This window comes from Streptomyces sp. NBC_00249, assembly GCF_026342355.1.
Lineage (GTDB): Bacteria > Actinomycetota > Actinomycetes > Streptomycetales > Streptomycetaceae > Streptomyces.
Genome location: NZ_JAPEMV010000006.1, coordinates 262606 through 288001, shown reverse-complemented (window position 1 = coordinate 288001; position 25396 = coordinate 262606). Strand labels below are relative to the sequence as shown.

The 25396-nt window shown below is 73.9% G+C and carries 23 protein-coding genes and 1 pseudogene; 11 read left to right on the top strand and 13 right to left on the bottom strand.

What is annotated here, in order from left to right; genetic code table 11:
* Positions 1–230: 230 nt before the first annotated feature.
* The 5 genes and pseudogenes from OOK31_RS26155 to OOK31_RS26130 form a co-directional block, all read right to left on the bottom strand.
* A pseudogene (locus OOK31_RS26155) lies at positions 231–517 on the bottom strand (hypothetical protein); the annotation flags it as partial.
* Positions 518–1129: 612 nt separating this feature from the next.
* Positions 1130–2653, bottom strand: a complete 1524-nt coding sequence (locus OOK31_RS26145) for an aldehyde dehydrogenase family protein (protein ID WP_267089795.1) — start codon at positions 2651–2653, stop codon at positions 1130–1132.
* 56 nt (positions 2654–2709) lie between these two features.
* On the bottom strand, positions 2710–4020 hold the full coding sequence (locus OOK31_RS26140; RefSeq protein ID WP_267089794.1) for a helix-turn-helix domain-containing protein: 1311 nt from the start codon (positions 4018–4020) through the stop codon (positions 2710–2712).
* Positions 4021–4201: 181 nt separating this feature from the next.
* A complete protein-coding gene (locus tag OOK31_RS26135; protein WP_267089793.1) occupies positions 4202–5485 on the bottom strand; it encodes an SWF or SNF family helicase in 1284 nt (427 codons plus the stop codon).
* Positions 5482–8529: a DEAD/DEAH box helicase gene (locus tag OOK31_RS26130; RefSeq protein ID WP_267089792.1), complete on the bottom strand. Its 3048-nt coding sequence runs from the start codon at positions 8527–8529 to the stop codon at positions 5482–5484. The genes OOK31_RS26135 and OOK31_RS26130 overlap by 4 nt, the downstream gene beginning before the upstream one ends.
* Before the next feature lie 181 nt (positions 8530–8710).
* Here OOK31_RS26130 and OOK31_RS26125 point away from each other — a divergent pair, with 181 nt between their 5' ends.
* Positions 8711–8893 carry a hypothetical protein gene (locus OOK31_RS26125; protein WP_267089791.1) on the top strand — a complete coding sequence of 61 codons (183 nt, stop codon included), beginning with the start codon at positions 8711–8713 and terminating at the stop codon, positions 8891–8893.
* 23 nt (positions 8894–8916) lie between these two features.
* Positions 8917–9462, top strand: a complete 546-nt coding sequence (locus OOK31_RS26120) for an MOSC domain-containing protein (protein WP_267089790.1) — start codon at positions 8917–8919, stop codon at positions 9460–9462.
* Positions 9463–9510: 48 nt separating this feature from the next.
* Here OOK31_RS26120 and OOK31_RS26115 read toward each other — a convergent pair whose 3' ends face one another.
* The 3 genes from OOK31_RS26115 to OOK31_RS26105 form a co-directional block, all read right to left on the bottom strand.
* Complete coding sequence (locus OOK31_RS26115; RefSeq protein ID WP_267089789.1) at positions 9511–9897, bottom strand: hypothetical protein; 387 nt, start codon at positions 9895–9897, stop codon at positions 9511–9513.
* A gap of 256 nt (positions 9898–10153) precedes the next feature.
* Positions 10154–10612: an SAM-dependent methyltransferase gene (locus OOK31_RS26110; RefSeq protein WP_267089788.1), complete on the bottom strand. Its 459-nt coding sequence runs from the start codon at positions 10610–10612 to the stop codon at positions 10154–10156.
* Between the two features lie 96 nt (positions 10613–10708).
* Complete coding sequence (locus tag OOK31_RS26105) at positions 10709–11497, bottom strand: hypothetical protein (protein ID WP_267089787.1); 789 nt, start codon at positions 11495–11497, stop codon at positions 10709–10711.
* Between the two features lie 134 nt (positions 11498–11631).
* Here OOK31_RS26105 and OOK31_RS26100 point away from each other — a divergent pair, with 134 nt between their 5' ends.
* On the top strand, positions 11632–12546 hold the full coding sequence (locus OOK31_RS26100; RefSeq protein WP_267089786.1) for an oxygenase MpaB family protein: 915 nt from the start codon (positions 11632–11634) through the stop codon (positions 12544–12546).
* Between the two features lie 56 nt (positions 12547–12602).
* On the opposite strand, the gene OOK31_RS26095 is transcribed toward OOK31_RS26100, so the two are convergent.
* Positions 12603–13202, bottom strand: coding sequence for a class I SAM-dependent methyltransferase (locus OOK31_RS26095; protein ID WP_267090017.1), 600 nt, complete (start codon positions 13200–13202; stop codon positions 12603–12605).
* A gap of 223 nt (positions 13203–13425) precedes the next feature.
* Here OOK31_RS26095 and OOK31_RS26090 point away from each other — a divergent pair, with 223 nt between their 5' ends.
* From OOK31_RS26090 to OOK31_RS26070, 5 genes are all read left to right on the top strand, one after another.
* Positions 13426–14205, top strand: coding sequence for an MHYT domain-containing protein (locus tag OOK31_RS26090; protein ID WP_267089785.1), 780 nt, complete (start codon positions 13426–13428; stop codon positions 14203–14205).
* 83 nt (positions 14206–14288) lie between these two features.
* The gene (locus tag OOK31_RS26085; RefSeq protein WP_267089784.1) at positions 14289–17051 is read left to right on the top strand and encodes an ATP-binding protein; all 2763 of its coding nucleotides are present in this window, start codon (positions 14289–14291) and stop codon (positions 17049–17051) included.
* Positions 17051–17494, top strand: coding sequence for a roadblock/LC7 domain-containing protein (locus OOK31_RS26080; protein ID WP_267089783.1), 444 nt, complete (start codon positions 17051–17053; stop codon positions 17492–17494). Before OOK31_RS26085 ends, OOK31_RS26080 begins: the two co-directional genes overlap by 1 nt.
* Positions 17491–17892 carry a DUF742 domain-containing protein gene (locus OOK31_RS26075; protein WP_267089782.1) on the top strand — a complete coding sequence of 134 codons (402 nt, stop codon included), beginning with the start codon at positions 17491–17493 and terminating at the stop codon, positions 17890–17892. The genes OOK31_RS26080 and OOK31_RS26075 overlap by 4 nt, the downstream gene beginning before the upstream one ends.
* Positions 17892–18545, top strand: a complete 654-nt coding sequence (locus tag OOK31_RS26070; protein ID WP_267089781.1) for an ATP/GTP-binding protein — start codon at positions 17892–17894, stop codon at positions 18543–18545. Before OOK31_RS26075 ends, OOK31_RS26070 begins: the two co-directional genes overlap by 1 nt.
* Before the next feature lie 29 nt (positions 18546–18574).
* On the opposite strand, the gene OOK31_RS26065 is transcribed toward OOK31_RS26070, so the two are convergent.
* Complete coding sequence (locus OOK31_RS26065; RefSeq protein WP_267089780.1) at positions 18575–19012, bottom strand: PPOX class F420-dependent oxidoreductase; 438 nt, start codon at positions 19010–19012, stop codon at positions 18575–18577.
* A gap of 106 nt (positions 19013–19118) precedes the next feature.
* Between OOK31_RS26065 and OOK31_RS26060 the strand changes: the two genes are divergently transcribed.
* Both OOK31_RS26060 and OOK31_RS26055 read left to right on the top strand, forming a co-directional pair.
* Positions 19119–19517, top strand: a complete 399-nt coding sequence (locus OOK31_RS26060; RefSeq protein ID WP_042800536.1) for a roadblock/LC7 domain-containing protein — start codon at positions 19119–19121, stop codon at positions 19515–19517.
* A gap of 91 nt (positions 19518–19608) precedes the next feature.
* Complete coding sequence (locus OOK31_RS26055; RefSeq protein ID WP_267089779.1) at positions 19609–20469, top strand: DUF6397 family protein; 861 nt, start codon at positions 19609–19611, stop codon at positions 20467–20469.
* Here the strand turns inward: OOK31_RS26055 and OOK31_RS26050 are convergent.
* The 3 genes from OOK31_RS26050 to OOK31_RS26040 all read right to left on the bottom strand — a co-directional run bounded on the left by OOK31_RS26050 (position 20433) and on the right by OOK31_RS26040 (position 24450).
* Positions 20433–20834 carry a YchJ family protein gene (locus tag OOK31_RS26050; protein WP_267089778.1) on the bottom strand — a complete coding sequence of 134 codons (402 nt, stop codon included), beginning with the start codon at positions 20832–20834 and terminating at the stop codon, positions 20433–20435. The genes OOK31_RS26055 and OOK31_RS26050 overlap by 37 nt on opposite strands.
* 84 nt (positions 20835–20918) lie before the next feature.
* Positions 20919–21821, bottom strand: coding sequence for an acyl-CoA thioesterase II (locus OOK31_RS26045; protein WP_267089777.1), 903 nt, complete (start codon positions 21819–21821; stop codon positions 20919–20921).
* Positions 21822–21927: 106 nt separating this feature from the next.
* On the bottom strand, positions 21928–24450 hold the full coding sequence (locus OOK31_RS26040; protein WP_267089776.1) for an RNA helicase: 2523 nt from the start codon (positions 24448–24450) through the stop codon (positions 21928–21930).
* Positions 24451–24595: 145 nt separating this feature from the next.
* Between OOK31_RS26040 and OOK31_RS26035 the strand changes: the two genes are divergently transcribed.
* A complete protein-coding gene (locus OOK31_RS26035) occupies positions 24596–25387 on the top strand; it encodes a metal-dependent hydrolase (RefSeq protein WP_267089775.1) in 792 nt (263 codons plus the stop codon).
* Positions 25388–25396: the final 9 nt, after the last annotated feature.

Here is a 25396-nt window from a genome sequence, read left to right as displayed (position 1 = left end):
CTGGCCTCGTACCCGCCCACTGACACCAGCTCTCCGGGCCGGGCCGGGCCGGGCCGGGCCGCGTCGAGGCCCGGACAACGAGCGCGGTACGCGGGTCGACCCTGCGCGACGCGGGCGGCCGTAAGCGGCGCCCGGCCCGTTCGTTCCCTGGAGGCGGTTGCGTGATCCGTCACCGGTACCAGGCGTTGCACCACGATTTCCCTCTTCCTGGGTGGAGTCGGTCTGGGTTGCCAGACGACCGGGCCGGCCTTGTCGAAGAAGCCGCCGGTCGGGCCGTGGGCTCCGATGGCGGCCATGCGGACGATGATCTCCGCGCCCTCTTCGACGGTGTTGGTGCCGCGGTGGCCGTTGAGGTCGGTGGCGGTGTAGCCGGGGTCGACAGCGTTGAATCGGACGCCGCCTGACCGCGCTGGGCATCGCGTGCCCCGACGTAGACGGTGTGCCGGGTCTCGATCAGGCGCCGGGCCGTCTCGAATCCGAGTCCGTTGTTCGCTCCAGTGATCAGTGTGGTGGTCATGTGCTCGCTCCGGTGGTCGGTGGGTTGGTGATGCCTCCAACCTTCGGCCGACGGACGTTGGAGGTGACGCTGCGAGGTCGGCCTGCCGTTGGTGGGCACGGCGTGGATTGCGCCTGCCGTGCCCACCGGTTTGGCGCCCGGAGGTCAGCCCTTGCCGAAGCCGGCATTCGGGTCCAGGCGGGTGGTCGGCCTGATGGGCCCGATCGTCATCCCCTTCATACTCGGCATGCTGAGTCCGTTCCTCAGGGCCGGGGCGACCGCCACACTCATGAGCTGGGCGGTCGCCGCGCTGGCCTTCGGGCTGGTCAACTACCCCGCCAACCGGGCCGTGGACGGCGGGGCACCGCTGCGGTACCGGGTCTCGGTACCGCGCGCCTTCGTGACCCCCGGCCACACCCCCGGATCCACCTACAGCATGTGCGGCAACGCCGCCCACGCGCCGACCACCGTCTACGTCGGCCATGGCGGCACTCGCGGGCCAATGCCGCGCGTCGGTGGTGGGTTATCGGAGAGAGGTGACTCTGGAATCGATCGGTTTCGATTGCCTCCCCGAGGCCGGAGGACGGTGCCCGACCGTGGCGTTTATGCAGGTCAGGCACCGTTCTCAACTTCTTAGAAGAAGCCGAGCTTCTTGGGGGAGTAGCTGACGAGGAGGTTCTTGGTCTGCTGGTAGTGCTCCAGCATCATCTTGTGGGTTTCGCGGCCGATGCCCGACTGCTTGTAGCCGCCGAAGGCGGCGTGGGCCGGGTAGGCGTGGTAGCAGTTCGTCCAGACGCGGCCCGCCTGGATGGCGCGGCCCGCGCGGTAGGCCGTGTTGATGTCGCGCGTCCAGACGCCCGCGCCCAGGCCGTAGGAGGTGTCGTTGGCGATGCGGACCGCGTCGTCGAAGTCCTGGAACGACGTCACCGACACCACCGGGCCGAAGATCTCCTCCTGGAAGATCCGCATGCGGTTGTCGCCCTCGAAGACGGTCGGCTGGACGTAGAAGCCGCCCGCCAGTTCACCGCCGAGCTCGATGCGCTCGCCGCCCGTCAGGATCTTCGCGCCCTCCCGCTGGCCGATCTCCACGTAGGACAGGACCTTGTTCAGCTGCTCCTGCGACGCCTGGGCGCCGATCATCGTGTCCGTGTCCAACGGGTGGCCCGGCACGATCAGTTCCGTGCGCGCGACCGCCGCGTCCAGGAAGTCCGCGTACCGGCCGCGCTCGATCAGCGCGCGCGAGGGGCTCGTACACACCTCGCCCTGGTTCAGCGCGAACATCGTGAAACCCTCGAGGGCCTTGTCGCGCAGGTCGTCGTCCGTCGTCCAGATGTCGTCGAAGAACAGGTTCGGGCTCTTGCCGCCCAGCTCCAGGGTGACCGGGATCAGGTGCTCCGCCGCGTACTGCATGATCAGGCGGCCCGTGGACGTCTCCCCGGTGAAGGCCACCTTCGCCACGCGCGGACTCGACGCGAGCGGCTTGCCGGCCTCCTCACCGAAGCCGTTGACGATGTTCACCACGCCCGGCGGCAGCAGGTCCGCCACCAGGCCCATCCAGTAGTGGACCGAGGCCGGCGTCTGCTCGGCGGGCTTGAGGACCACCGTGTTGCCGGCCGCCAGCGCCGGGGCCAGCTTCCACACCGCCATCAGGATCGGGAAGTTCCACGGGATGATCTGGCCGACCACGCCCAGCGGCTCGTGGAAGTGGTAGGCGACCGTGTCCTCGTCCAGCTGGCTCAGCGCGCCCTCCTGCGCGCGCAGCGCCCCCGCGAAGTAGCGGAACTGGTCCACGGCCAGCGGCATGTCGGCGGCCAGGGTCTCGCGGACCGGCTTGCCGTTCTCCCAGGTCTCCGCGACCGCGAGCGCCTCCAGGTGCTGTTCCATGCGGTCCGCGACGCGCAGCAGGATCGCCGAGCGCTCGGTGACCGACGTGCGCCCCCAGGCGGGCGCCGCCGCGTGCGCCGCGTCCAGGGCGCGCTCCACGTCCTCCGCCGTGCCCCGCGCGATCTCCGTGAAGGGCTGTCCCGTGACGGGGGAGGGGTTCTCGAAGTACCGGCCCCGGGCGGGCGCGACGTACTCGCCGCCGATCCAGTGGTCGTAGCGCGACGCGTACGACATCAGGGCGCCTTCGGTACCGGGCGCGGCGTAACGGGCCATGGTGTTCCTCCCCTTGCCGGGCGCCGCCCGCCGTCGGGCCGCGCTCGGGCAGGACGCTAGGCGGGGGTGCGTTGCGCAGACGTTGCACGCCCCGGGGCGGCCGGTGCCGGGCCGCCGCCCAGCTCGGCGTCGAGGGCGCGTACGCGGGCCAGCGCGGCCGGCCGGCCCTGCGGGGGCAGGGCGTCGGCCAGCGCCCGCCACACCTCCGGGTCCTCCGCGCCCCACGGACCGCACACCCAGTCCGACAGCAGCCCCGCGTCCGCCCGGGCGATCACCGCCGCCCGCGCCTGGTCCTCGATCCGCCGCCGCAGCCGTACGATCCCCGGCGCGCGGGACGCGGGCAGCAGCGGCCCCGGGTACCGGGTGAGGGCCGCCGAGACGGCGCCCGCCGCCAGGTGCCGGGTCACCGCCGCGAAGTCGGCCTCCAGCGGCGCGGCCGTGCGGTACGGGCGGGACAGCAGCGCCCCCGCGCCCAGCAGCACCCGCAGCCGGGACATCTCCGCCCGCAGCGTCACCGCCGACACCGACTCGTCCTCGTACAGGGCGAAGGCCAGCTCTTCCCCGGACAGCCCCTCGGGATGGTGCGCGAGCAGGGCCATGATCTCGCTGTGCCGCCGCCCCAGCGGGATCCGCCGGCCGCCCAGCACCAGCAGCGCCTCGTCACGGCCGAGCGCGGTCAGGGAGTCCCGAGCCTCGGCGTCGGGCTGCGGAGCGAGCAGCGCCAACTGGGCCTCTGCGGCCCGCGCGACGGCCTGGACGAAGGCCAGCGAATGGGGGTGGGCCAGCCCGTCGCCGCCGGTGATGTCGACCGCGCCGAGCACCTGGCCGGTGCCCGGGTCGCGGACCGGGGCCGCCGCGCAGGTCCAGGGGTGGACGCGGCGGCTGAAGTGCTCGGCCCCGAAGACCTGCACGGGCTGCCCGACGGCGACCGCCGTGCCGGGCGCGTTGGTGCCCATCGCCGTCTCCGCCCAGCGCGTACCGGGGACGAAACCGAGCCGCTCGGCCCGGCGCAGCGTGGCCGGTTCCCCCTCGACCCACAGCAGCCCGCCCCGGGCGTCGCACACCGCGAGCAGATGGGCCCCGTGCGAGGCGAACTCCCCTACGAGCTCCCGGAACAGCGGCATCACCCGGGCCAGCGGATGCTGCGCGCGGTACGCCCGCAGCTCCGGCTCCGCCAGCTCCAGGCGGGGCGCGCACTCCGGGCTGACCCGGGCCCGCGCGCACCGCCGCCAGGACCGCGCGATCACGCTCCGGACCGGCGGCTCGACCCGCCCGTCCTGCGTGAACGCGGCGTGCGCCCGGCGCAGGACGCGGGTCCGTTCGGCGGGGTCGGCGCCGCCCGGCAGCGCCAACGACGGATCGCCCATGTCGCCCTCCCGAGGGAACGTGCCGCCGCGGATCGCGGAGCGCCCCCATCGTCGTTCGGGTCCAGGGCCCCGACAAGCGCTACGTCGGCCAGTCCCCGCCGAAACCAGGCCGGGCGGCGGTGTCCGCGGGGCCGGCCGTCATGGCGCGCCGGTCAGGGCGCTGCCTGTTGTGGCGCGCCCGTCACGGCGCGTCCGTCCCGGTGTCCTCCGGGGTCAGTGCCGCCAGTGCCGACGCCGGGTCGGGGGACGGGGGGCCCGCCAGGGTCCAGCGGCCCGCCTCGCGGCGCAGCGGCCACCAGCGGCCGTCCCGGGCCAGGCGGAGCTGGCGTTCGCCGTCCGGTGCCGTCCAGCGGGCGCGGGTGCGCCGCAGCGCCGGGGCCTCCTCGTCGGGCCAGGCCGCCGCCAGCGCGGAGCGGGCCCGGGCCAGGGCGGCGGGGTCCGGCGTCCAGTCCTCGTCCAGCACCGCGAGGGCCGGGGCCCCGCCGAAGCCCCAGGCCCGTACGGCCCGTTCGGTGGCCGCCCGGTCACGTCCGGAAGCTCCCGCCAGGCGCGAGCGGACCCGGAAGTCGCCGGCCTGCGCGGTGAGTCGTACGGCGTCTTCGGCGGCGGTCAGCGGGGGCCGGACGGCACGCGAGGCGTGGCCCGGAGCCAGCGCCTCGGCCAGCAGCCGGTGCGCCTCGAAGGCCGCCGCCTGCGCGAGGAACTCCACCGCGTCCACGTCCAGGCCGTCCGGCTCGGTCCCGGTGTCCAGCGTCGGCGGCTGGCCCGCGGCCGCCGGCGGCTCCGGCGGCGCGGGCAGCGGCGGCAGGCTCCGCCCGGCCGCGAACACCTCCGCCGCCGCCACGCCCGGGTCGGCCGCCGCCGCGGATTCCGTTTCCGGCTGCGCGCGGGCCGCGCTGCGGCGCTCCAGCTCGTCCACGAGGTCCCGCTCGGCGCGCCCGCGCAGGAGCAGCAGCACGAAGGGGTCCTGGTCCAGCAGCCGCGCCACCTGGTAGCAGAGCGCCGCCGTGTGCGGGCAGTGGTCCCACTCGCCGCAGTCGCAGCGCGGGTCGAGCTCGCCGAGACCCGGCAGCAGGTCCACCCCGGCCGCGGCCGCCTCCTCGGCGAGCTCCGGCGGCACCTCGCAGTCCAGCAGCGCCGCGATGTACCCCGACTCCGCCGCCGCGAGACCCAGCACCCGGTCCCATTCCGCTTCCGTGAACTCCTGCACCAGCACGTCGGTCCGGTGCGCCGTCCCGTCCCGGTCGCGCACCACCGCCGTCAGCCCGCCGGGGCGTACCGACACGGCGCCGACCGCGCCCGTGCGCGCGTACCGGCGGCCCTGGCGGACCTGCTCCCCGTCCAGGGCGCTGTCCTCCAGGGCGCGCAGCCACGCGTTCCCCCACCAGGTCCCGGCGAAGGCACGGCCCGCGTGCGCGGGCAGCGCCGGGAAGGTGATCTCGTACGGGTCGTACGCGCTGCTCATCGACGGCTCCCAGAGGCCGGGGCGGGGGCGGGGGCGGGGACCGGAGCCGCCATGTGCGCCGGGCGCAGGGCGACGAGCTCGGCCAGCTCGGCGTCGGTCAGTTCGGTCAGCGCGCCCTCACCGCCCGCGAGGACGGAGTCGGCCAGCGCCTGCTTGCGGGCGAGGAGTTCGGCGATGCGGTCCTCGACGGTGCCTTCGGCGATGATGCGGTGGACCTGGACGGGCTGGGTCTGGCCGATGCGGTAGGCCCTGTCGGTGGCCTGTTCCTCGACGGCCGGGTTCCACCAGCGGTCGTAGTGCACGACGTGCCCGGCGCGGGTCAGGTTGAGGCCGGTGCCGGCGGCCTTGAGGGAGAGCAGGAAGACGGGGACCTCGCCGGACTGGAAACGGTCGACGAGCTCCTCGCGGCGCGCCACCGGCGTGCCCCCGTGCAGCAGTTGCGAGGCGATGCCGCGGGCGGTGAGGTGCTTCTCCAGGATCCGGGCCATCGCCACGTACTGGGTGAAGACGAGGACGGACCCGCCCTCCGCGAGGACGGTGTCGAGGAGTTCGTCGAGGAGTTCCAGCTTGCCGGAGGGGCCGGCGGCGGCGTCCCGGGTGAACTGGGCGGGGTGGTTGCAGATCTGCTTGAGCGAGGTCAGCAGCTTCACGACCAGGCCGCGGCGCTCCATCCCGTCCGCCTCCGCGATCGCGGCGAGGGTCTCGCGCACGACGGCCTCGTACAGGGCCGCCTGCTCGGGGCTCAGCGGTACGGCGTGGTCGGTCTCGGTCTTCGGCGGCAGCTCGGGGGCGATCCCCGGGTCGGACTTCTTGCGGCGCAGCAGGAACGGCCGTACGAGGGAGGCCAGCCGGGCGGCGGCCCGCGGGTCGCGGCCGCTCTCGACGGGCTCGGCGTAGCGGGTGCGGAAGGTGCCGAGGCGGCCGAGGAGGCCGGGCGTGGTCCAGTCGAGGAGCGCCCACAGCTCGGAGAGGTTGTTCTCCACCGGGGTGCCGGTGAGCGCCACCCGGGCCGGGGCGGGGACGGTGCGCAGGGCCCTGGCGGTGGCGGAGCGCGGGTTCTTGACGTGCTGGGCCTCGTCCGCGACGACCATGCCCCAGCGGGTGGCGGCGAGTTCGGGAGCGTCGGCGCGCATCGTCGCGTAGGTGGTCAGGACGAAGCCGCCGGGCAGGTCGTCGAGGGTGCGGTCGGGGCCGTGGTAGCGGCGTACGGGGGTGCCCGGGGCGAACTTCTCGATCTCGCGCTGCCAGTTCCCGAGGAGGGATGCGGGGCAGACGACGAGGGTGGGGTCGGGGTGGTCGCGGTGCAGGTGGAGGGCGATCAGGGTGACGGTCTTGCCGAGGCCCATGTCGTCGGCGAGGCAGGCGCCGAGGCCGAGGGAGGTCATCAGGTCCAACCAGGCCAGGCCGCGCAGCTGGTAGTCGCGCAGCGTCGCCCGCAGTCCGGCCGGGGCCTGGGGGAGGGCCGCCCGGGCGGGGTCGGCGGTGAGCCGCTCCTTCAGCCGGGCGAGCGCCCCCGTCGGAGTCACGTCGACCCGTACGCCGTCGATCTCGGCCGAACCGGTGAGTACGGCGGCCAGCGCGTCGGCGGCCGTGACGGTGACGGGCCGGTCCCGCCGGGCCCGGGCGCGGCGTGCCGCGGCGGGGTCGACGAGCACCCACTGGTCGCGCAGCCGGACGAGGGGGCGCCGGGCCTCGGCGAGCCGGTCGAGTTCGGCCGGGGTGAGGTCGCCGGGCTGGTCGCCGAGGGAGTGGCGCCAGTCGAAGGAGAGCAGGGTGGCGGGGGAGAGGAGGCCGGTGCCGGTCCCGGCCCCGGGGGTGTCGACGACGGCCCGGGAGGTGAGGCTGCGGGCGAGGCCCCGGGGCCAGTGCACCTGGACCCCGTCGGCGGCGAGTGCCTCGGCGGCTTCGCCGAGGAGCTCCGCCACCTCCTCGTCGGCGAGGTCGACGGAGTCCGGGACGGCCGACCCCAGCAGCGGGGTCAGGGGCGGCCACACCCGGGCGGCCCGGCGCAGCGCGCGCAGGGCGTCGGTGCGGGCGCGGGGCGGGAAGGCGGCCCCGGCGGCGCCCGAGGCGGCCCACACGTCGGCGGCGTCCGCGACGAGGGCGGTGTCGGCGAGCCCGTGGATCTGCAGGACGGCCCGGAAGGCGGGGGCGGCACCGGGGGCCGCCGGGGGCCGGTCCCCGGGCGTGGCTTCGGAGCCCGGGGGCGTGCGGAGTTCCACGCGGAGGGAGATCCGGACCCCGGCGTCGTGGACGGCAGCCACCTCGGCGGCCCAGGCGCGCAGGGCCGGGTACGTCCGGGGAGGCTCGGCGGGCACGGACACCGGGGCGGCCGCCGCGTAGGCGGGGCCGCCCGCGGCGGCGGGCGCGGCGGGGGAGCGGGGCAGGGTGTCGGCGACCGCGTCCAGGAAGGCCCGCAGCAGCGGCTCGGGCGCGGGCAGCCGGGGCGGCGCCCCGTCGAGGTCCGGGGCGGGCTCGGCGTCGCCGGTGGCGGGGCGGCCGCCGGCGTCGAGGGGGACGCAGTGGGCCTGCGGCGGCATGGCGGCGGCCAGCTCCCGTACCTCCGCGAGGTCGGTGGCGTCCAGCGGTCCGATCCGCCAGGCGTCGTGGCCCGCGGGGCTCAGCCCGGGCAGCAGCAGGCCGCGCGCGGCGAAGCGCAGGGCGAGCAGCGTGGCGGCCCCCCAGAAGGCTCCGGCGGTGGTGGTCGCGGTGGAGGGTGCGTCCGAGTCGGCCGTCGTGGAGGCGGAGGCGGACCCGGCGGCGGCACGGGCCCGGGTGAGCACGGGCAGGGCGGCGCCGACGGGCAGTACGAGGGCGTGGACCGTCGCGCGGCGCAGCTCAGGAGTGATGACGGTGAGCTCCTCGGCGTCCCACGCCGGGCCTCCCCCGTACCCCTCCGGCCCCTCAGGTCCCTCTGGCTTCTCCGGCCTCTCCGGTCCGTCCTGTCCCTCAGCCGGCCAGAAGGCGATCCTGCCGTTGCGGGGCGGGTCGGCGGGCAGGAAGACGGCGCGGTGGTGGATGAGGCCGGAGATCTCTGTGAGCACGCGTTCCTCAAAGTCGACTACCGGGTACGGGGCGGCCGAGAGTAACCCACGCGAGCGGCCCGCCGACCGCGGCGGCGCCGTGACCCGGGTCACTTCGAGGGCCGCGGAGCCGGCCGGGAACGTACCGCCGCACCGACGCGTTGAGCAGGGCAGTAGCCGACGCAGGAGGAGGTGTCCGCAGATGTCGAAGAGCGGAAAGATCGCGGTTGCCGGAGTCGCGGCAGCCGTCGTGCTGTTCTGGTTGGTCGGGTTCTGGGCGGGACTGGCGGTCCTGATCGGCGTCCCGGCCGTCGCCTACCTCCTGCTGGACTCCTCCCAGAAGCGTCGTCTGCGGGGTATATCCAGGAAGCAGATCGGCCGCTGAGGGCGGCAAGGGGGAAGTTTTCAATGAACACCGCACAGGTCGCGGCGGTCAGCAGCAATGCCGTGTACTCGTTCACCAAGCCCAACCGCGAGAGCATCACCCTGCTCCCCGGACTGGGCGTGGAGGGCGATGTGCACGCGGGGGTCACGGTCAAGCACCGCTCACGCGTGGCACAGGACCCGACCCAGCCGAATCTGCGCCAGGTGCACCTGATCCACCGGGAGCTGTTCGACGAGGTGGCCGGTTCGGGCTTCAGCGTGGAGCCGGGCCAGCTCGGGGAGAACATCACCACCGAGGGCATAGACCTGCACCAGCTGCCGACGGGTGCGTTGCTGCGCCTCGGCGAGGAGGCCGTCGTGGAGGTGACCGGCCTGCGCAACCCGTGTCTGCAGATCGACACCTTCCAGGACGGGCTGCTCAAGCAGGTCGTCGGCCGGGACGAACAGGGCCAGGTGGTCCGCAGGGCCGGAATCATGGGCGTGGTCCACCGGGGCGGCACCATCCGCCCCGGTGACCCCATCACCGTCACCCTCCCGCCGCTCCCGCACGTCCCGCTCGAACGGGTCTGACGGGCCGGCCCCGCGGTGGCGCGGGGGCGTCCCCGGCGTCGGGGCGTCTCAGGCGATCCATGCCCGAAGGCGTTCGCTGAGCACGATGTCGTGCGGCAGCCGCTCCAGCTCTCGCGCGTCCACGTCCACACCCTGCCGCCGGAGGACGCCGGCCAGGGCGCCCCAGTGGTCGGCCGCCATCTGCTCAGGCGTCCTGTCCTCGAACGGCTCGTCCGGCCCGACGACCGTCAGGGCCGTCCTCTCGACGTCCTCGGCCGAGGTCCACGCCCGGATGTCCTCCGGGCCCGAGGCGCTCCAGCCGCGGTCGTCGAGCAGCAGCACCCTGCGGCCGTCGGCGAGGACGGCCTCGAGCCGCGCCGACACCGACATCCGCCGAGGGTCCGTGGCCCCGGCGTCCAGATCGGCGTGAGTGATCAAGCGGGTCACCGTCGTCATGCCACCCTCCTGTCGGCGACCGGAGCCTACGGGATCAAGGGCTCGGCGGCGGCTAGTGCTGTGGCCGGAAAGGTTTGCCGGGTCGCGGTGTCCGGTGCGGTGCATCGCAAGGCGGAGGGCCGCCGCTCGTACTGGACGTACTCGGGTGGTCCGACAACGCGGCGAGGTGCCGTGCCGGGCGCCGTGACACGGTGAACCTTTCCGGTCACAGCACTAGGCATCGGCGGCTCGGCACCAGCTCAGTATCGGCACCAGCTCAGTAGTAGTCCCGCATCAGGGCCGTGGCCCACTGCGGCTGGAGGGTCTCGCCACGGGGGCCGAACTCCTCCATGTAGGGCTTGATGTCGAGCACCGGGGTGCCGTCGACCGCGTCCAGGCCCTCCACGTGCACGTCGAGGCCGTCCACCTTCACGACCCGGCACCGCGAGACGCCGAGCCGGTTCGGCCGGTTCTTGCCGCGCTGGGCGAAGATGCCGACCAGCGGCCAGTCCGGGTTCCCGCGCGGGTGACGGGCACCCGTCTCGATCTTCGCGACGGGCACCCGGTCGAAGTGGTAGACGACCTCGACGTGCGAGAAGTCCGCCAGCCCGTACAGGGCGTCCGGCCCGAACTGTCCGGCGTCCAGCCGGATCACCGCGGACTCCCGGCCCCAGTCGTCGTCCACGACGTCCGCCCGGCCGCCCACCACCACACCCACCGGCTCCGACTCCACCATCACCCTGTTCCCCCTCGTGCTTCGTACTCGTGCTTGTCCGCGTGCTCGTGCTTCGTACTCGTGCTCGCACTTCGTACTGCGTGCTCGGGTTCGTGTTCAGGCCGGCCGGGCGGCGACGCGGTCCAGCGCGGTCAGCAGCTGCGGCAGCGCGGGCCGCTCCGGATCCCCCTCGTGGGGGACGGCCAGGACCTCACCCGGTTCCTCGTCGAGCAGGACGAAGGCCGGCCCGTCGGTCCGGGCCACCAGCGACCAGCCGGGCCCGTCCGCCCGGAGCGTCCGCACGCCCTCCTGCGCGAAGGAGGACCGGACCCGGCCCGGCGGCGGGGCCTCCCGCGTGTAGGCGGCGGCCTCCCGCAGCGCCCGTGCCAGACCCGGGTGCGCGGCTGCGGCGGCCCCGCCGTCGGCCGCGACGCGCTCGCACCAGTCCGCCCACTCCCGGGCGATCTGGTCCGCGCCCAGGCGCCGCTGCACCGCCCCCCACACCTCCGCCGAGGGCGGTGCGAGCGGAACCCGGCCCGTGCCGTCCGCGCCCTGCTCCGGGTCGTGCGGCTCCGGGATGCCCGGCGCGGCCACGGTCAGGTCCAGCGGCCAGCCCGCCAGCGAGACCACGATGGTCCGCTCGTCGGGCGACAGTTCGTGGTCCATGCCGCAGTCCCAGGCGGCGATGGCCGTGGCCACCAGCGAGACGTCGTCCACGACGACCGTCCAGCGCGCACCCTCCTGGTCCTGCCCGAGCACCAGCCCGTACCCGTCTGCGACCGGCCGTACGCCCAGCAGCGCGCACGCCTCCGGGAAGTCGTCACCGAGCATCGTCGGGAACTGCGTGGGGGTCAGCAGCACGGCGGTCAGCACGTACAGCGCGCCCCCGTCCTCCTCGTCGGACACGTGGCCTCCCGGTCGCTCTCTCGTCGGCGCACCTTAACCAGCGGGTAACACGCGCGTCGAGAGCGCGAGGGCATCGATTTCCAAGCCCGCTACCTGCACGTAGAGTTGGGCACCCGCCACAGAAAGGGAGACCGGTGCAGCGTTACGACCGGCTGAGGGAGATCCTCCGTCTCGACCCGGACAAGGACTTCCTGGCCATCTACCGGCTCACCGCCACCTACGAGTTCCCCTGGGACTTCACCCGCGCCCTGGAGCTCGCCCTCTTCCGCACCTACGCCGTCCCCGCCATCGGGAGCCTGCTCGCCGAGACCGCCGAGTTCACCGAGCGCTCCCAGAAGCGCTACGACGACACCGCGCTGCTCCTCGACGCGGTCGTGGAGCACGGCTTCGACAGCGACACGGCACGTACCGCGATCCGCCGCGTCAACCAGATGCACCGCAGCTACGACATCTCGAACGAGGACATGCGCTACGTCCTGTGCACGTTCGTCGTGGTTCCCGCCCGCTGGGTCGACGCCTACGGCTGGCGCCCGCTGACCCATCACGAGCGCCGGGCCTGCGCGAACTACTACGCCACCCTCGGCCGGCACATGGGCATCAAGGACGTCCCGGGCTCCTACGAGGAGTTCGAGGACACCCTGAACGCCTACGAGCAGGCCCACTTCGCCTGGGACGAAGGCGGCCGCAAGGTCGCCGACGCCACCCTCGACCTGATGGCCTCCTGGTACCCGGCGCCGCTGGCCCCGGCCGTACGGGGCCTGGGCCTCGCCCTCCTCGACGAGCCGCTGCTGACCGCCTTCCGCTTCGAGGGCCCGGGCCCCCGGATCCGCGGGCTGGTCCACGGCGCCCTGCGGCTGCGCGGCCGGGCGGTGCGACTGCTCCCGCCCCGCAAGGCCCCGCACTACGCCCGCCAGAACCCGGAGATCAAGGGCTACCCCGACGGCTACGACGTGGGCGAACTCGGCACCTTCCCGGTGCCCGGGGCGAGCGGCTGCCCCGTGCCCCACCCGCGCCGCCCCGCCGGAGCGGAGGCCCAGCCGCCCACGTAGACCCCGGGTCCCGGCGGGTCCCGGCGCGCGGGGAGACGTAAGGGGTGCGGTGGACCTCAGGCCCGGCGCGCCGCCAGGACCAGGAACCGGGTGTCCTCGTCGGCGTACGAGGTGAGCTCCCAGCCCGAACCGGACAGCAGCGGGCGGAGGTTGTGCTCGGCCCGCATGTCGTCCGGGGTCAGCTCCCGGCCGTGACGCGCAGCGAGCGCGGCACGCCCGATCGGGTGAAACAGCGCGAGCCGGCCGCCGGGGCGCACGACGCGGGCGAGCTCGCGCAGGTTCGCGGCGGGATCGGGCAGGTGGGCGATCAGCCCGGCCGCGAACACGGCGTCCAGCGCCCCGTCGCGCAGCGGCAGCCGGGCCACGTCCGCGCGCAGCAGCGCCCCCGCGGAGCCCCGCCCGGCGCGCTGCGCGGCGGCCAGCATCGGAGCGGTGACGTCCACGCCGAGCACCGTTCCGCCGGGCCCGACGGCCGCGCGGAGCGCGGGCAGGGCCCGGCCGGTCCCGCAGCCCGCGTCCAGCACCCGGTCCCCGGGCGCCAGGCCGAACTCGGTCACGGCGGTGGTGAAGGCGGGGCCGTCGTCGGGGAACTTGCGGTCCCAGTCGTCGGCGCGCGCCCCGAAGAACTCCTGCACCCGCGCGGGGTCCTCGCTCATCCGGTTCCTGGCGCTCATAGGACTCATACGGTCATGATCCCGCATCCTCATGGGCCCCCGTGGGCCTCCGCGCAGTGCGTGGACGTTTCGCCTGCGCACGGTGCGCAAGGTGGTACGCGGTGTGATCGAAGATGAACGTAGCTCTGTCATATTCCAGCAGTTCCAGCGGCTTTCGAAATGCTCCCCTTGTTCGTGGCCTCACCCGGACTAGCGTCCGGTGGCCATGGGACACCTGGACCACGCCGCCTATGGCTGGCTGACACCCGCACTGTCATACGTGATGGCATCGATCGGCGCCGCCCTCGGGCTGCGCTGCACCGTCCGCGCGCTCGCCGCGACCGGCACCTCCCGCCGCAACTGGCTCCTCACCGCGGCCTCCGCCATCGGCACCGGCATCTGGACGATGCACTTCGTCGCCATGCTCGGCTTCCACGTCACCGGCACCGAGATCCACTACAACGTGCCGCTGACCGTCCTCAGCCTGGTCGTCGCCGTGCTCGTCGTCGGCGCCGGAGTCTTCGCCGTCGGCTACGGAAAGGACCGGGGCCGGGCCCTCGTCCTCGGCGGCCTCACCACCGGCCTCGGGGTCGCCAGCATGCACTACCTCGGCATGGCGGCCCTGAGGCTGCACGGCCGGATCAGCTACGAGCCGCTCACCGTCGGCCTCTCGGTCGCCATCGCCGTCGTCGCCGCGACCGCCGCGCTCTGGGCCGCCCTCAACATCAAGGCGCCGGTGGCCGTCGCCGTCGCCTCGCTGGTCATGGGCCTGGCCGTCAGCAGCATGCACTACACCGGGATGACGGCCGTCGCCGTCCACGTCACCCCCTCCGACCAGGCCCTGCCCGGGGCCACCGCCATGCAGTTCATCTTCCCGCTGGCGGTCGGGCTCGGCTCCTACCTCTTCCTCACCGCCGCCTTCGTGGCGCTCTCCCCGACGGCGGACGAGCGGGCGGCCTCCGCCTCGGCCCGGCACCTGGGCGAGGGCGCCGTACCGGCTCACTGACGCAGCCCCGCCGCCCCCGTCCCCGCCCCCGCAGCCCCTGTCACCACGTACCGCATCTGTGTACCGCCCGGAACGAGGAGCCCATGCGCACACCCCGCACCAGACCGGAAGCAGCGGCCCCGCAGCTGCCCGCGCCGCGCGGCCGCCGGGCGCACGCCGGTCCCCCCGCCGAGGAGCCCGCCGCCCCGGACCCCCTCCGGGCCGCCGCCGCCCCGGCCGAGGGAGTCACGGCGAGCGCCCGGACCGGGCTCCGGCTGCGGCCCGCGACCGTCCGCGCGAAGATCGTCTCGCTCCTGACGGTCCCGGTGGTCTCCCTGCTCGCCCTCTGGGGCTTCGCCACCGTCAGCACCGCCCAGGACATCGCCCGCCTCAGCCGGATCCGGCAGGTCGACGCGGAGATACGTACACCCGTCGAGGCGGCCCTGGCCGAGGTGCAGGCCGAACGCCGCGCCGCCGTCCGGTACCTGGCGGACCCGGCCTCCGACCAGGGCCCCGCCCTGGAGCAGCAGGCCCGCCGCACCGACGACGCCGTACGGCGACTGCGGCTCGGCGACCGGCACACCGTCGCCGACTCCGGTGACCACCCCGGCGACGTCGTCGCCCGGCTCGGCGCCTTCGTCGCCGACGCGGAGGCGCTCGGCTCCGCCCGCAAGGACATCGCCGCCCGCCGCCTGAGCCCGGACGCCGCCTACGAGACGTACACGCGCGTCGCCGACTCCGCCCTGGCCGCCGAAGGCGCGCTCTCCGGCGGCCGGGAACCGGAACTGGGCCCCGCCGCCCGGGTCCTGCTGGAGTTCACGCGCGCCGGCGAGATGCTGTCCAGGGAGGACGCGCTGCTCGCCGTCCCCGGGACCCCGCGCACCGCCGAAACGCTTCGCCGCCTGGCCGGAGCCGTCGAGACCCGCCGCGCGCTGACCGCAGCTGCCGCCCGGGACCTGCCCGCCGCCCAGCAGAGCGCGTGGGAGGCGGTGACGAAGAGCGCCGCCCACGCCGAACTCACGGGCGCCGAGGACCGGACCCTGGCCGCCGGCGCCACCTCGGCCCCGGGCGCCAACACGGCCGCGGCCCCGGCTGCCGGCTCCCCTGCGGCACGCGAGACGCGCGAGACCCGCGGTACGCCCGCCGGCTGGGACTCCGCGTACGCGAGCGTCAGCAGCTCGATGCGCGAGATCGCCGAGGCCGCGCACGCCGAGGCCGCAGGCCGCACCGACCCCTTCACCGAGGGCGCGCTCAGCCCGGCCGGCGCCGCGGTGCTGCTGGGCCTGGCCGCCGTCGCCGCCTCGCTCGTGATCTCCGTACGGATCGGCCGCGCCCTGGTCGTGGAGCTGGTCTCGCTGCGCAACACCGCCCTGGAGATCGCCCACCGCAAGCTCCCGCACGCCATGGACCTGCTGCGGGCCGGGCGTGCCGTCGACATCGACGTCGACGCCGAGGCCCCGGCCGGCCCGGCCGCCGAGGACGAGATCACCCAGGTCGGCGAGGCCCTGTCCACCGTCCACCGGGCCGCCCTCAGCGCCGCCGTCGAGCGCGCCGAACTGGCCAGCGGGGTGAGCGGGGTCTTCGTCAACCTCGCCCGCCGCAGCCAGGTCCTCGTCCACAAGCAGCTCAACCTGCTCGACTCGATGGAGCGGCGCGCGGACGACCCGGGCGAGCTCGGGGACCTCTTCCGGCTCGACCACCTCACCACCCGGATGCGCCGGCACGCCGAAAGCCTGATCATCCTGTCCGGCGCCTCCCCGGGGCGGGCCTGGCGGATGCCGGTCCCGCTGACCAACGTCGTGCGGGCCGCCGTCTCCGAGATCGAGGACTACCAGCGGATCGAGGTCCGTCAGCTCGCCGAGGCGGCCGTCGTCGGCACGGCGGTCGCGGACCTCACCCACCTGCTCGCCGAACTCATCGAGAACGCCGCCCAGTTCTCCCCGCCCCACACCAAGGTCCGCGTCAGCGGCGAACCCGTGGGCGCCGGATACGTCCTGGAGGTCGAGGACCGGGGGCTCGGCATGGGCCGCGAGGCGCTGGCGGAGGCCAACCGCCGGATCGAGCATTCGGAGGACCTCGACCTCTTCGACAGCGACCGCCTCGGACTCTTCGTCGTCAGCCGCCTCGCCTCCCGCCACGGGGTGCAGGTGCACCTGCGCACCTCCCCCTACGGAGGCACCACCGCGGTGGTGCTCCTGCCCAACGCCCTCCTCCAGGCGGCCATCGAGGCCCCGCCCGCCGCCACACCGGCGGCCCGGCCGCAGCGGGACCCGGCCGCCGCCCGGGACCGGGATCCCGTGCCCGGCCCCGCACCGGAGGCCGTTCCCGCCGGGCCGCAGCGGCCGCGCGCGGCGGCGCAGGCCCCGGCGATGAGTGTCGTACGGGAGACCGTGCGCGGGATCCCGGCCCCGGGCGGGCCCCCCGCGGCCCCCGCCCAGGCACCCGCACCCCCCTCCGCAGCCGCTTCCGGACCCGCCCCCGGGCAGTCCCGCCCGGCCCCGGTCGCCCCGCTCCGGCCGCGCGGCCCCGCGGGCACGGGCCCCCGTACGCAACCCGCGCCCGCCCCCTTCGCGGTGTCCGCCCCGGACCGGTCCCAGCCGCGCGCACAGGCCCCGGCCCCGCTCCCCGCACCGCCCCCCGCCGCCGCCTCGGTGACCGAACTGCCGCGCCGGGTACGCCAGGCCAGCCTGGTCCCGCAGCTGCGCGAGGCCCCCGCCGCGAAGGCCGCCGCCGAGGAGCGGCCGGAGCGGGCGACGCCCGGCCGCAGCCCGGAACAGGCCCGCGACCGGATGGCCGCCTACCGGGCCGGCTGGGCGCGCGGGTCCCAGGACAACTCCCCCCACGCAGGCAGCGAAGGAGAAGTGTGATGATCGAGCACCAGAGGATCGACCTCGACGGGGTCCGCCGGTCCGGCGAACTGGACTGGCTCCTGGACGACCTCGTGATGCGGGTCCGCGAGGTCCGCCACGCGGTGGTCCTGTCCAACGACGGGCTGGCGGTGGGCTCCTCCAGCGCCCTGAGCCGCGAGGACGCCGAACACCTGGCGGCCGTGGCCTCCGGCTTCCACAGCCTCGCCAAGGGCGCGGGCCGCCACTTCCACGCCGGGGGCGTGCGTCAGACGATGGTGGAGATGGACGAGGGGTTCCTCTTCGTCGCGGCCGCCGGGGACGGTTCCTGCCTGGCCGTCCTCAGCTCCGCCGGCGCCGATCTCGGTCTGATCGCCTACGAGATGGCCCGGCTGGTCAAGCGGGTCGGCGAGCACCTGTACACCCCGCCCCGGTTCGCGGTCCGCCCGCCGGCCGCCGGGTGAGGGCGGCGGTCCGGCCCGTGGACGGCCACTGGTACGACGCCGAGGCGGGCCCGCTCGTCCGCCCGTACGCCATGACGGGCGGACGCACGAAGCCGGGACCCCACGGGGTCCGCTTCGACCTGATCGCGCTGGTCGCCGTGGATCCGGGCGGCGCGGGGGAGGCGGACGAGTCGCTGCTGGGCCCCGAACACCGGGCGCTGCTCGGGCTCTGCCGTGCCGTGACCCAGTCGGTGGCCGAGCTCGCCGCCGACGCGGACCTGCCGGTGGGGGTGGTGCGGGTGCTGCTGGGTGACCTGCTGGAGGCGGGACACGTCAAGGTCAGCCGCCCGGTGCCGCCCGCCCAGCTGCCCGACGAACGGATTCTGCGGGAAGTCATCGAAGGATTGCGAGCGCTGTGATGGGACTGCACGACAACGGGCCGCGGGAACACGGCGGCGCGGCCGGCTCGGACGCCGACGACGAACTGGCCTCGCTCGCCCTGAAGATCCTCGTCGCCGGGGGCTTCGGCGTGGGCAAGACCACGCTCGTCGGCGCCGTCAGCGAGATCCGGCCGCTGCGGACGGAGGAGCTGCTGAGCGAGGCGGGCGAACTGGTCGACGACACGGGCGGGGTGGACCAGAAGACCACCACGACGGTGGCCATGGACTTCGGGCGGATCACGATCCGGTCCGGGCTGTCGCTGTACCTGTTCGGGACGCCCGGCCAGGACCGGTTCTGGTTCCTGTGGGACGAGCTCTCGCAGGGGGCGCTGGGGGCCGTGGTCCTCGCCGACACCCGCCGACTGGAGGACTGCTTCCCGGCCGTGGACTACTTCGAGCACCGGCGGATCCCGTTCGTGGTGGCCGTCAACTGCTTCACCGACGCGCGGCGTTACGGGGCGAACGAGGTGTCGCGGGCGCTGGACCTGGAACAGGGGACGCCTGTGGTGCTGTGCGACGCCCGCGACAAGGACTCGGGGAAGGAAGTGCTGATCAGGCTCGTCGAGTACGCCGGGCGGGTGCACACCGCCCGGCTGCTCGACTCGGTGGGTCCTCAGACCGGTCCCGTGTGAACCGCCCCGGTGGGCCGGGGCGGTTGCGGTCAGTCCGCGATGCCGGCCGTGGCGATGACCTTGTCGATGGGGACCCGGACGAGGAGTTCGCCGGGGACGGCGTTGCGGCTGCCGAAGGCCTCGGCGCGGGCCTCGCCCATGTACCGGGCGCCGATCCGCGTCGCCCAACGGAGCATCTCCTGCGGGTCGTCGGCGTACTCGCTGATCTTCGCGCGCCCTTGGAGGACCACGTAGGAGAAGTGTGGGCGGTCGTCGTCCACGCAGAGGGCGACCCGGCCGTCACGGGCCAGATTCCGCCCCTTGACGGTGTTCTCCCCGGTGTTGAACACGAAGGAATCGCCGTCGAGTACGAACCAGATCGGAGCGATGTGAGGGCTTCCGTCCTCGCGGACCGTGGACAGCTTTCCGGTGCGGGTGGAGTGGGAGACGAACGCCCGCCATTCCTCTTGAGTCATCTTCTGTGCCATGGGTCCATCCTCCTTGCCGGAAAGCAGCTGGTGGGGAAGGCTTGCGGCACGACTACGCGGGGTGGGGCGCGGCCATGTCGGCCGCGTCGACGGGGAGGGGCTGGAAATGGCACTGGACAAGCAGCTCGACTGGTTGCTGGACGATCTCACGCGCAGGGTCCAGCAGGTCCGGCACGCGGTGGTGCTGTCGAACGACGGGCTGGTGACGGCGGCGAGCGCGGGCCTGGCGCGCGAGGACGCGGAGCACCTGGCGGCCGTCGCGGCCGGGCTCCAGAGCCTGGCCAAGGGATCGGGGCGGCACTTCCGGGCGGGTGAGGTGCGCCAGACGATGGTCGAGTACGACGAGGGGTTCCTGTTCGTCGTGGCCGCCGGCTCGGGCAGTTGCCTGTGCGCGCTGAGCGCCGCCGAGGCGGACATCGTGCAGGTGGCGTACGAGATGACGCTGCTGGTCAACCGGGTGGGAGAGCACCTGGGCGTCGCCGAACGGCGTATCACCGGCGGCTGATCCGGGAGTTTTCCACAGGCCCAGCACACTGTCGTCGCGCTGAGTTACGGTCTTTGCACAGAGTGATCGACACTCGTGGGGGAGGATCGTGATGAAGGTGGAAACGCTGGAGCGTGCGTCGGTGGACGCGATGGACGCGGCGGACGCGGTGGACGTGACCGAGGCTCTACGAGCGGCCACGCGCCCGGAGCCCGATCTGCTCGGCGGCGCCCGCGCGGCGACGGAACTGTGCCTGGGGCGAGGCGAGTTCGCCCGGGCCGTACAGCTGGGGCTGGTCCGGGCGGGCCCCCGTTCCCCGAGCGGCGCCGCCCGCTTCGCGCGGGCCGAGCTGGACCGGGTCAGGACGGAGCGGGGGTTTCCCCAGGCGCTGCGCGCGCGGGTCGAGACCGTCGCCGGAGCCGACGCGGGGGCGGAGGTACTGGGGATCGGGCCGAGCCGATTCACCCGGCTCGCGCGCTGCGGGCACCTGACCCCGTTCGGGTACCGGATCAACCGCTACCGGGCCGTCGTATGGCTCTACCTGGCCGCGGAGCTGCGGGAGTTCGCCGCCCGGGAACCGGGGATGCTGAGCGGGGCCGCGTCCCCGCAGGACCGGGAGCTCGTCGCGGCCCGGGCGGACCTGCGCCCGCGCCGCTGGCGGGCGCGGCACGTGGGGCTGCTGCTGGGGCGTACCGCCGACCCCTGGGAGCGGGCGGCCGTCCTGGCCTCCGTACTGCCCGAGGAGGAACTGCGCGCGGCCGTGCCCGATCCGGCCGAGCGGATCGTGCTCGCCGCGCTCGCACCGCCGCCCCCGTACGGCCACCCGCAGGTCCCGGCGGCCGCGGCGGTGGCCTGGCCCCTGCTGCGGGCGGAGCCGCCGGAGGAGGCCGGCGAGTACCGCGCCGGCCTCGACTCCGCTCTGACCGGGGCGCGGGCTCAGTCGAACTCGACGGGGGAGAGGGGGCCGACGTAGACCCAGGCCCCGCCCTCCCGGGAGAAGGAGCTGTGCTCTCGCAGCGAGCCCGCGTGCCCGCCCTCGCGGTAGTGCGCCCGGAACTCCACCGATCCCTGCGTCTCGAACATCCCGCCGCGCTCCGCGGCGAGGATCTCCAGCCGCTCCCAGCGCTGACCGGGATCCAGCTCGAGCCGGCCCGGCCGGGTCGAGGAGTGCCAGGACCGCAGCAGGTAGGCGGTGTCGCCGACCGCGAAGGCGGTGAAGCGCGAGCGCATCAACAGCTCGGCGGTGGGCGCCTGCTGCGCGCCGGAGTGGAAGCGGCCGCAGCAGGCCGCGTAGGCGGCGGGCAGACCGCAGGGGCAGGGGAGGTCCGGGGTGGGCATGGTGCGCTCAGCTCTTCGGGGTCGGGACGGTCAGGGGCGGGCGGGGCAAGGCCGGGCCGTTCGGGCCGGCCCGGTCGGACCGGCCTACTGGGGTGAGACGGGCGGCTGGGACGCCTTGGCTCCGTACGGGCGGAAGAGGCCTTCCTGGACCACGGAGACCAGCAGCCTGCCCTCCAGGTCGTAGATCCGGCCCCGGGCGAGACCCCGGCCGCCGTGCGCGATGGGCGATTCCTGGTCGTAGAGGAACCACTCGTCCGCGCGGAAGGGCCGGTGGAACCACATGGCGTGGTCCAGCGAGGCCATGTCGAAACCGCGCATGCCCCACAGCGGTTCCACGGGGATGCGCACGGCGTCGAGGAGGGTCATGTCACTGGCGTAGGTGAGGGCGCAGGTGTGCACGAGCGGGTCGTCGCCCAGCGGGCCGACCGCGCGCATCCACACCGCGCTGCGCGGATCGGCGTCCTTGAGCTCCTGCGGGGTCCAGCGGAGCCGGTCCACGTACCGGATGTCGAAGGGCTGGCGGCGGGCCATCCGCTCCAGCGCCTCGGGCAGCGCCCCCAAGTGCTCGCGGATCTCATCCGCGACCTTCGGGAGCGTGTCCGGGTGGGGGAAGTCGAGGCGAGGAGGCAGCTGGTGCTCGATGCTGCCCTCCTCCGGGTGATGGAAGGAGGCGGTCAGATTGAAGATGGTCTTGCCCTGCTGGACCGCGGTGACCCGGCGGGTGGTGAAGGAGCGCCCGTCGCGGACCCGCTCCACCTGGTACACGATCGGGACCCCGGGGATGCCCGGGCGCAGGAAGTACGCGTGCAGCGAGTGGACCGGGCGGTCGCTCTCGGTGGTGCGGCCTGCCGCCACCAGCGCCTGGCCGGCGACCTGCCCGCCGAACACGCGCTGGAGGGACTCCTGGGGGCTGGCCCCCCGGAAGATGTTGACCTCGATCTGCTCCAGGTCGAGCAGATCGACCAGTCTCTCGGCGGGGTTCGTCATCAGGGGTTCTCCACGTTCTCCACAGTCGGGTCCGGCGGGTCCGGCGGGGCAGGAAGGGCGGGCGGGTGGCGCGTGTCCGGTGGTGCGGGTGGCCGGAGCGGTGCGGTCAGAGCGAGCCGAGTTCGCCCACCGAGGTGACCCGGATGACGGCCCGGCCCTCCTCGTCGGACGCCGCGAGGTCCACCTCGGCGCTGATGCCCCAGCCATGGTCCCCGTTGGGGTCGGCGAAGGTCTGGCGGACGCGCCACAGGCCGTGGGCCGGGTCCTCCTCGATCTGGAGGAGCTTCGGGCCGCGCGCGTCGGGGCCGGTGCCGAGGTCGTCGTACTCGTCCCAGTACCCGTCCATGGCCTCGCCCCAGGCGTCGGCGTCCCAGCCGGACCCGGAGTCCAGCTCGCCCAGCACGTTGACGTGGTCCAGGGCCGCCAGCTCCACCCGGCGGAACATGGAGTTGCGGACCAGCACCCGGAAGGCGCGGGCGTTCGCCGTGACCGGCTTGACCTGGTCGGCCTTCTCCTGGGCCTGCTCAGCCGTCTCCACCTCCGGGTTCGCCAGCTGCTCCCACTCGTCGAGGAGGCTGGAGTCGACCTGGCGGACCAGCTCGCCCAGCCAGGCGATGAGGTCCTGGAGGTCCTCGGACTTCAGGTCGTCCGGGATGGTGTGGTCCAGGGCCTTGAAGGCGCTCGCGAGGTAGCGGAGCACGATGCCCTCGGTACGGGCCAGCTCGTAGAAGGAGGTGAACTCGCTGAAGGTCATCGCGCGCTCGTACATGTCGCGGATGATCGACTTGGGGGAGACCGGGTGGTCACGGACCCACGGGTGGCTCTTGCTGTACACGTCGTAGGCGTGCAGCAGCAGTTCCTCCAGCGGCTTGGGATAGGTGACGTCCTGGAGCCGCTCCATCCGCTCCTCGTACTCGATCCCGTCGGCCTTCATCGCGCCGACGGCGATCCCCCGCTCCTTGTTCTGCTGGGCGGCCAGGATCTGGCGCGGGTCGTCCAGGGTGGATTCGACGACCGAGACCATGTCGAGCGCGTAGGAGGGGGACTCCGGGTCCAGCAGGTCGAAGGAGGCCAGGGCGAAGGTCGACAGCGGCTGGTTCAGTGCGAAGTCCTGCTGGAGGTCGACGGTGAGCCGGATCGTGCGGCCCTCCGCGTCCGGGGTGTCGAGCTTCTCCACGACGCCGCCGTCCAGCAGGGAGCGGTAGATCGCGATGGCCCGGCGGATGTGCCGCAGCTGGGCCTTGCGCGGCTCGTGGTTGTCCTCCAGGAGGTGGCGCATCGCCTTGAAGGCGTCGCCCGGCCGGGCGATGACCGACAGCAGCATGATGTTGGTGACCTTGAACCGCGAGGTCAGCGCCTCCGGGTCGGCCGCGATCAGCTTCTCGAAGGTGGTGTCCGACCAGGCCACGAAACCCTCGGGCGCCTTCTTGCGCACCACCTTGCGGCGCTTCTTCGGGTCGTCGCCCGCCTTCGCGAGGGCCTTCTCGTTCTCGATGACGTGCTCGGGCGCCTGAGCGACCACGTAGCCCGCCGTGTCGAAGCCGGCCCGGCCGGCGCGGCCGGCGATCTGGTGGAACTCGCGGGCGCGCAGCGTGCGGACCCGGGTGCCGTCGTACTTGGTGAGTGCGGTGAACAGCACCGTGCGGATGGGGACGTTGACGCCCACGCCGAGGGTGTCGGTACCGCAGATGACCTTCAGCAGACCGGCCTGCGCCAGCTTCTCCACCAGGCGGCGGTACTTGGGCAGCATGCCCGCGTGGTGCACGCCGATGCCGTGGCGGACGTAGCGGGAGAGGTTCTGGCCGAACTTCGTGGTGAAGCGGAAGTTGCCGATCAGCTCGGCGATCCTGTCCTTCTCCTCGCGGGTGCACATGTTGATGCTCATCAGCGACTGCGCCCGCTCGACCGCCTGGGCCTGCGTGAAGTGCACGATGTACACCGGGGCCTGCCGGGTCTCCAGCAGCTCGGTGATCGTGTCGGTGATCGGTGTGGTGACGTACTCGTACGACAGCGGGACCGGCCGGGTCGCGGAGCGGACCACGGTGGTGGGCCGGCCGGTGCGCCGGGTCAGGTCCTCCTCGAACCGCTTCATGTCGCCGAGGGTCGCCGACATCAGGACGAACTGTGCCTGCGGCAGCTCCAGCAGCGGGATCTGCCAGGCCCAGCCGCGGTCCGGCTCCGCGTAGAAGTGGAACTCGTCCATCACGACCTGGCCGATGTCGGCGTACTTCCCGTCGCGCAGGGCGATGGAGGCCAGTACCTCGGCGGTGCAGCAGATGACGGGGGCGTCGGCGTTCACGGAGGCGTCGCCGGTCAGCATGCCGACGTTCTCGGTGCCGAAGAGCTTGCACAGGTCGAAGAACTTCTCCGACACCAGCGCCTTGATCGGGGCGGTGTAGAAGGTCACCTTGTCCTGGGCCAGCGCGGTGAAGTGCGCGCCGGCGGCGACGAGGCTCTTGCCGGAGCCGGTCGGGGTCGAGAGGATCACGTTCGCCCCGGAGACGACCTCGATCAGTGCCTCCTCCTGCGCCGGGTACAGGGTGATGCCCTGGTCCTCCGCCCACGAGGAGAAAGCCTCGAAGAGGGCGTCGGGGTCGGCGTTCGGCGGGAGCTGATCAATGAGGGTCACGCCCCCCATCTTGCCTGGCTTCCTCCCGGAAGAGGGAACCGGCAGACGGAAGGAAGATCACCACGGGTACGCTGGGCCGTCGAGGCGGCCCGCACGAATCCCTCAACAGGGCCCCACCACCACACCACCGGGGCGGGAAACGACCATGATGGGTCCGGCGCACTCACTGTCCGGGGCAGCGGCCTGGCTGGGGGTGGGCGCCGCGACAGCAGCCGCCGGGCACCCGATGCCGTGGCCCGTACTCGTCATCGGCGCGCTGATCTGCGCCGGCGCCGCCCTCGCCCCCGACCTCGACCACAAGTCGGCGACGATCTCGCGCGCCTTCGGCCCCCTGTCCCGGGGCCTGTGCGAGGTGGTCGACAAGATCTCCTACGCCGTCTACAAGGCGACCCGCGCCCCGCGCGACGCCCGCCGTACCGGCGGCCACCGCACCCTGACCCACACCTGGCTGTGGGCGGTCCTGATCGGCGGCGGCTCCTCCGTGCTCGCCGTCACCACCGACCGCTGGGGCGTGCTCGTCCTGCTCTTCGTCCACCTCGTGCTGGCCGTCGAAGGCCTGCTGTGGCGGGCGGCCCGGATGTCCAGCGACATCCTGGTCTGGCTGCTCGGCGCGACCAGCGCCTGGATCCTGGCCGGGGTGCTCGACCAGCCCGGCAACGGCGCGGGCTGGCTCTTCACCGAGCCCGGCCAGGAGTACCTGTGGCTCGGCCTGCCGATCCTGCTCGGCGCCCTCGTCCACGACATCGGCGACGCCCTGACGGTCTCCGGCTGCCCGATCCTGTGGCCCCTGCCCATCGCGGGCAAGCGCTGGTACCCCATCGGCCCGCCGAAGATGATGCGCTTCCGTGCGGGCAGCTGGGTCGAGCTCAAGGTCCTCATGCCGGTGTTCATGCTGCTCGGCGGGGTGGGCGGAGCCTCCGCCCTCGGCTTCATCTGAACCGCACGC

Excerpts from the sequence above, each read along its gene's own strand:
- OOK31_RS26145 (WP_267089795.1), bottom strand. The coding sequence starts at position 2,653 with ATGGCCCGTTACGCCGCGCCCGGTACCGAAGGCGCCCTGATGTCGTAC.
- OOK31_RS26140 (WP_267089794.1), bottom strand. The coding sequence starts at position 4,020 with ATGGGCGATCCGTCGTTGGCGCTGCCGGGCGGCGCCGACCCCGCCGAA.
- OOK31_RS26135 (WP_267089793.1), bottom strand. The coding sequence starts at position 5,485 with ATGAGCAGCGCGTACGACCCGTACGAGATCACCTTCCCGGCGCTGCCC.
- OOK31_RS26125 (WP_267089791.1), top strand. The coding sequence starts at position 8,711 with ATGTCGAAGAGCGGAAAGATCGCGGTTGCCGGAGTCGCGGCAGCCGTC.
- OOK31_RS26120 (WP_267089790.1), top strand. The coding sequence starts at position 8,917 with ATGAACACCGCACAGGTCGCGGCGGTCAGCAGCAATGCCGTGTACTCG.
- OOK31_RS26115 (WP_267089789.1), bottom strand. The coding sequence starts at position 9,897 with ATGACGACGGTGACCCGCTTGATCACTCACGCCGATCTGGACGCCGGG.
- OOK31_RS26110 (WP_267089788.1), bottom strand. The coding sequence starts at position 10,612 with ATGGTGGAGTCGGAGCCGGTGGGTGTGGTGGTGGGCGGCCGGGCGGAC.
- OOK31_RS26095 (WP_267090017.1), bottom strand. The coding sequence starts at position 13,202 with ATGAGCGAGGACCCCGCGCGGGTGCAGGAGTTCTTCGGGGCGCGCGCC.
- OOK31_RS26090 (WP_267089785.1), top strand. The coding sequence starts at position 13,426 with ATGGGACACCTGGACCACGCCGCCTATGGCTGGCTGACACCCGCACTG.
- OOK31_RS26085 (WP_267089784.1), top strand. The coding sequence starts at position 14,289 with ATGCGCACACCCCGCACCAGACCGGAAGCAGCGGCCCCGCAGCTGCCC.
- OOK31_RS26080 (WP_267089783.1), top strand. The coding sequence starts at position 17,051 with ATGATCGAGCACCAGAGGATCGACCTCGACGGGGTCCGCCGGTCCGGC.
- OOK31_RS26070 (WP_267089781.1), top strand. The coding sequence starts at position 17,892 with ATGGGACTGCACGACAACGGGCCGCGGGAACACGGCGGCGCGGCCGGC.
- OOK31_RS26065 (WP_267089780.1), bottom strand. The coding sequence starts at position 19,012 with ATGGCACAGAAGATGACTCAAGAGGAATGGCGGGCGTTCGTCTCCCAC.
- OOK31_RS26060 (WP_042800536.1), top strand. The coding sequence starts at position 19,119 with ATGGCACTGGACAAGCAGCTCGACTGGTTGCTGGACGATCTCACGCGC.
- OOK31_RS26055 (WP_267089779.1), top strand. The coding sequence starts at position 19,609 with ATGAAGGTGGAAACGCTGGAGCGTGCGTCGGTGGACGCGATGGACGCG.
- OOK31_RS26050 (WP_267089778.1), bottom strand. The coding sequence starts at position 20,834 with ATGCCCACCCCGGACCTCCCCTGCCCCTGCGGTCTGCCCGCCGCCTAC.
- OOK31_RS26045 (WP_267089777.1), bottom strand. The coding sequence starts at position 21,821 with ATGACGAACCCCGCCGAGAGACTGGTCGATCTGCTCGACCTGGAGCAG.
- OOK31_RS26035 (WP_267089775.1), top strand. The coding sequence starts at position 24,596 with ATGATGGGTCCGGCGCACTCACTGTCCGGGGCAGCGGCCTGGCTGGGG.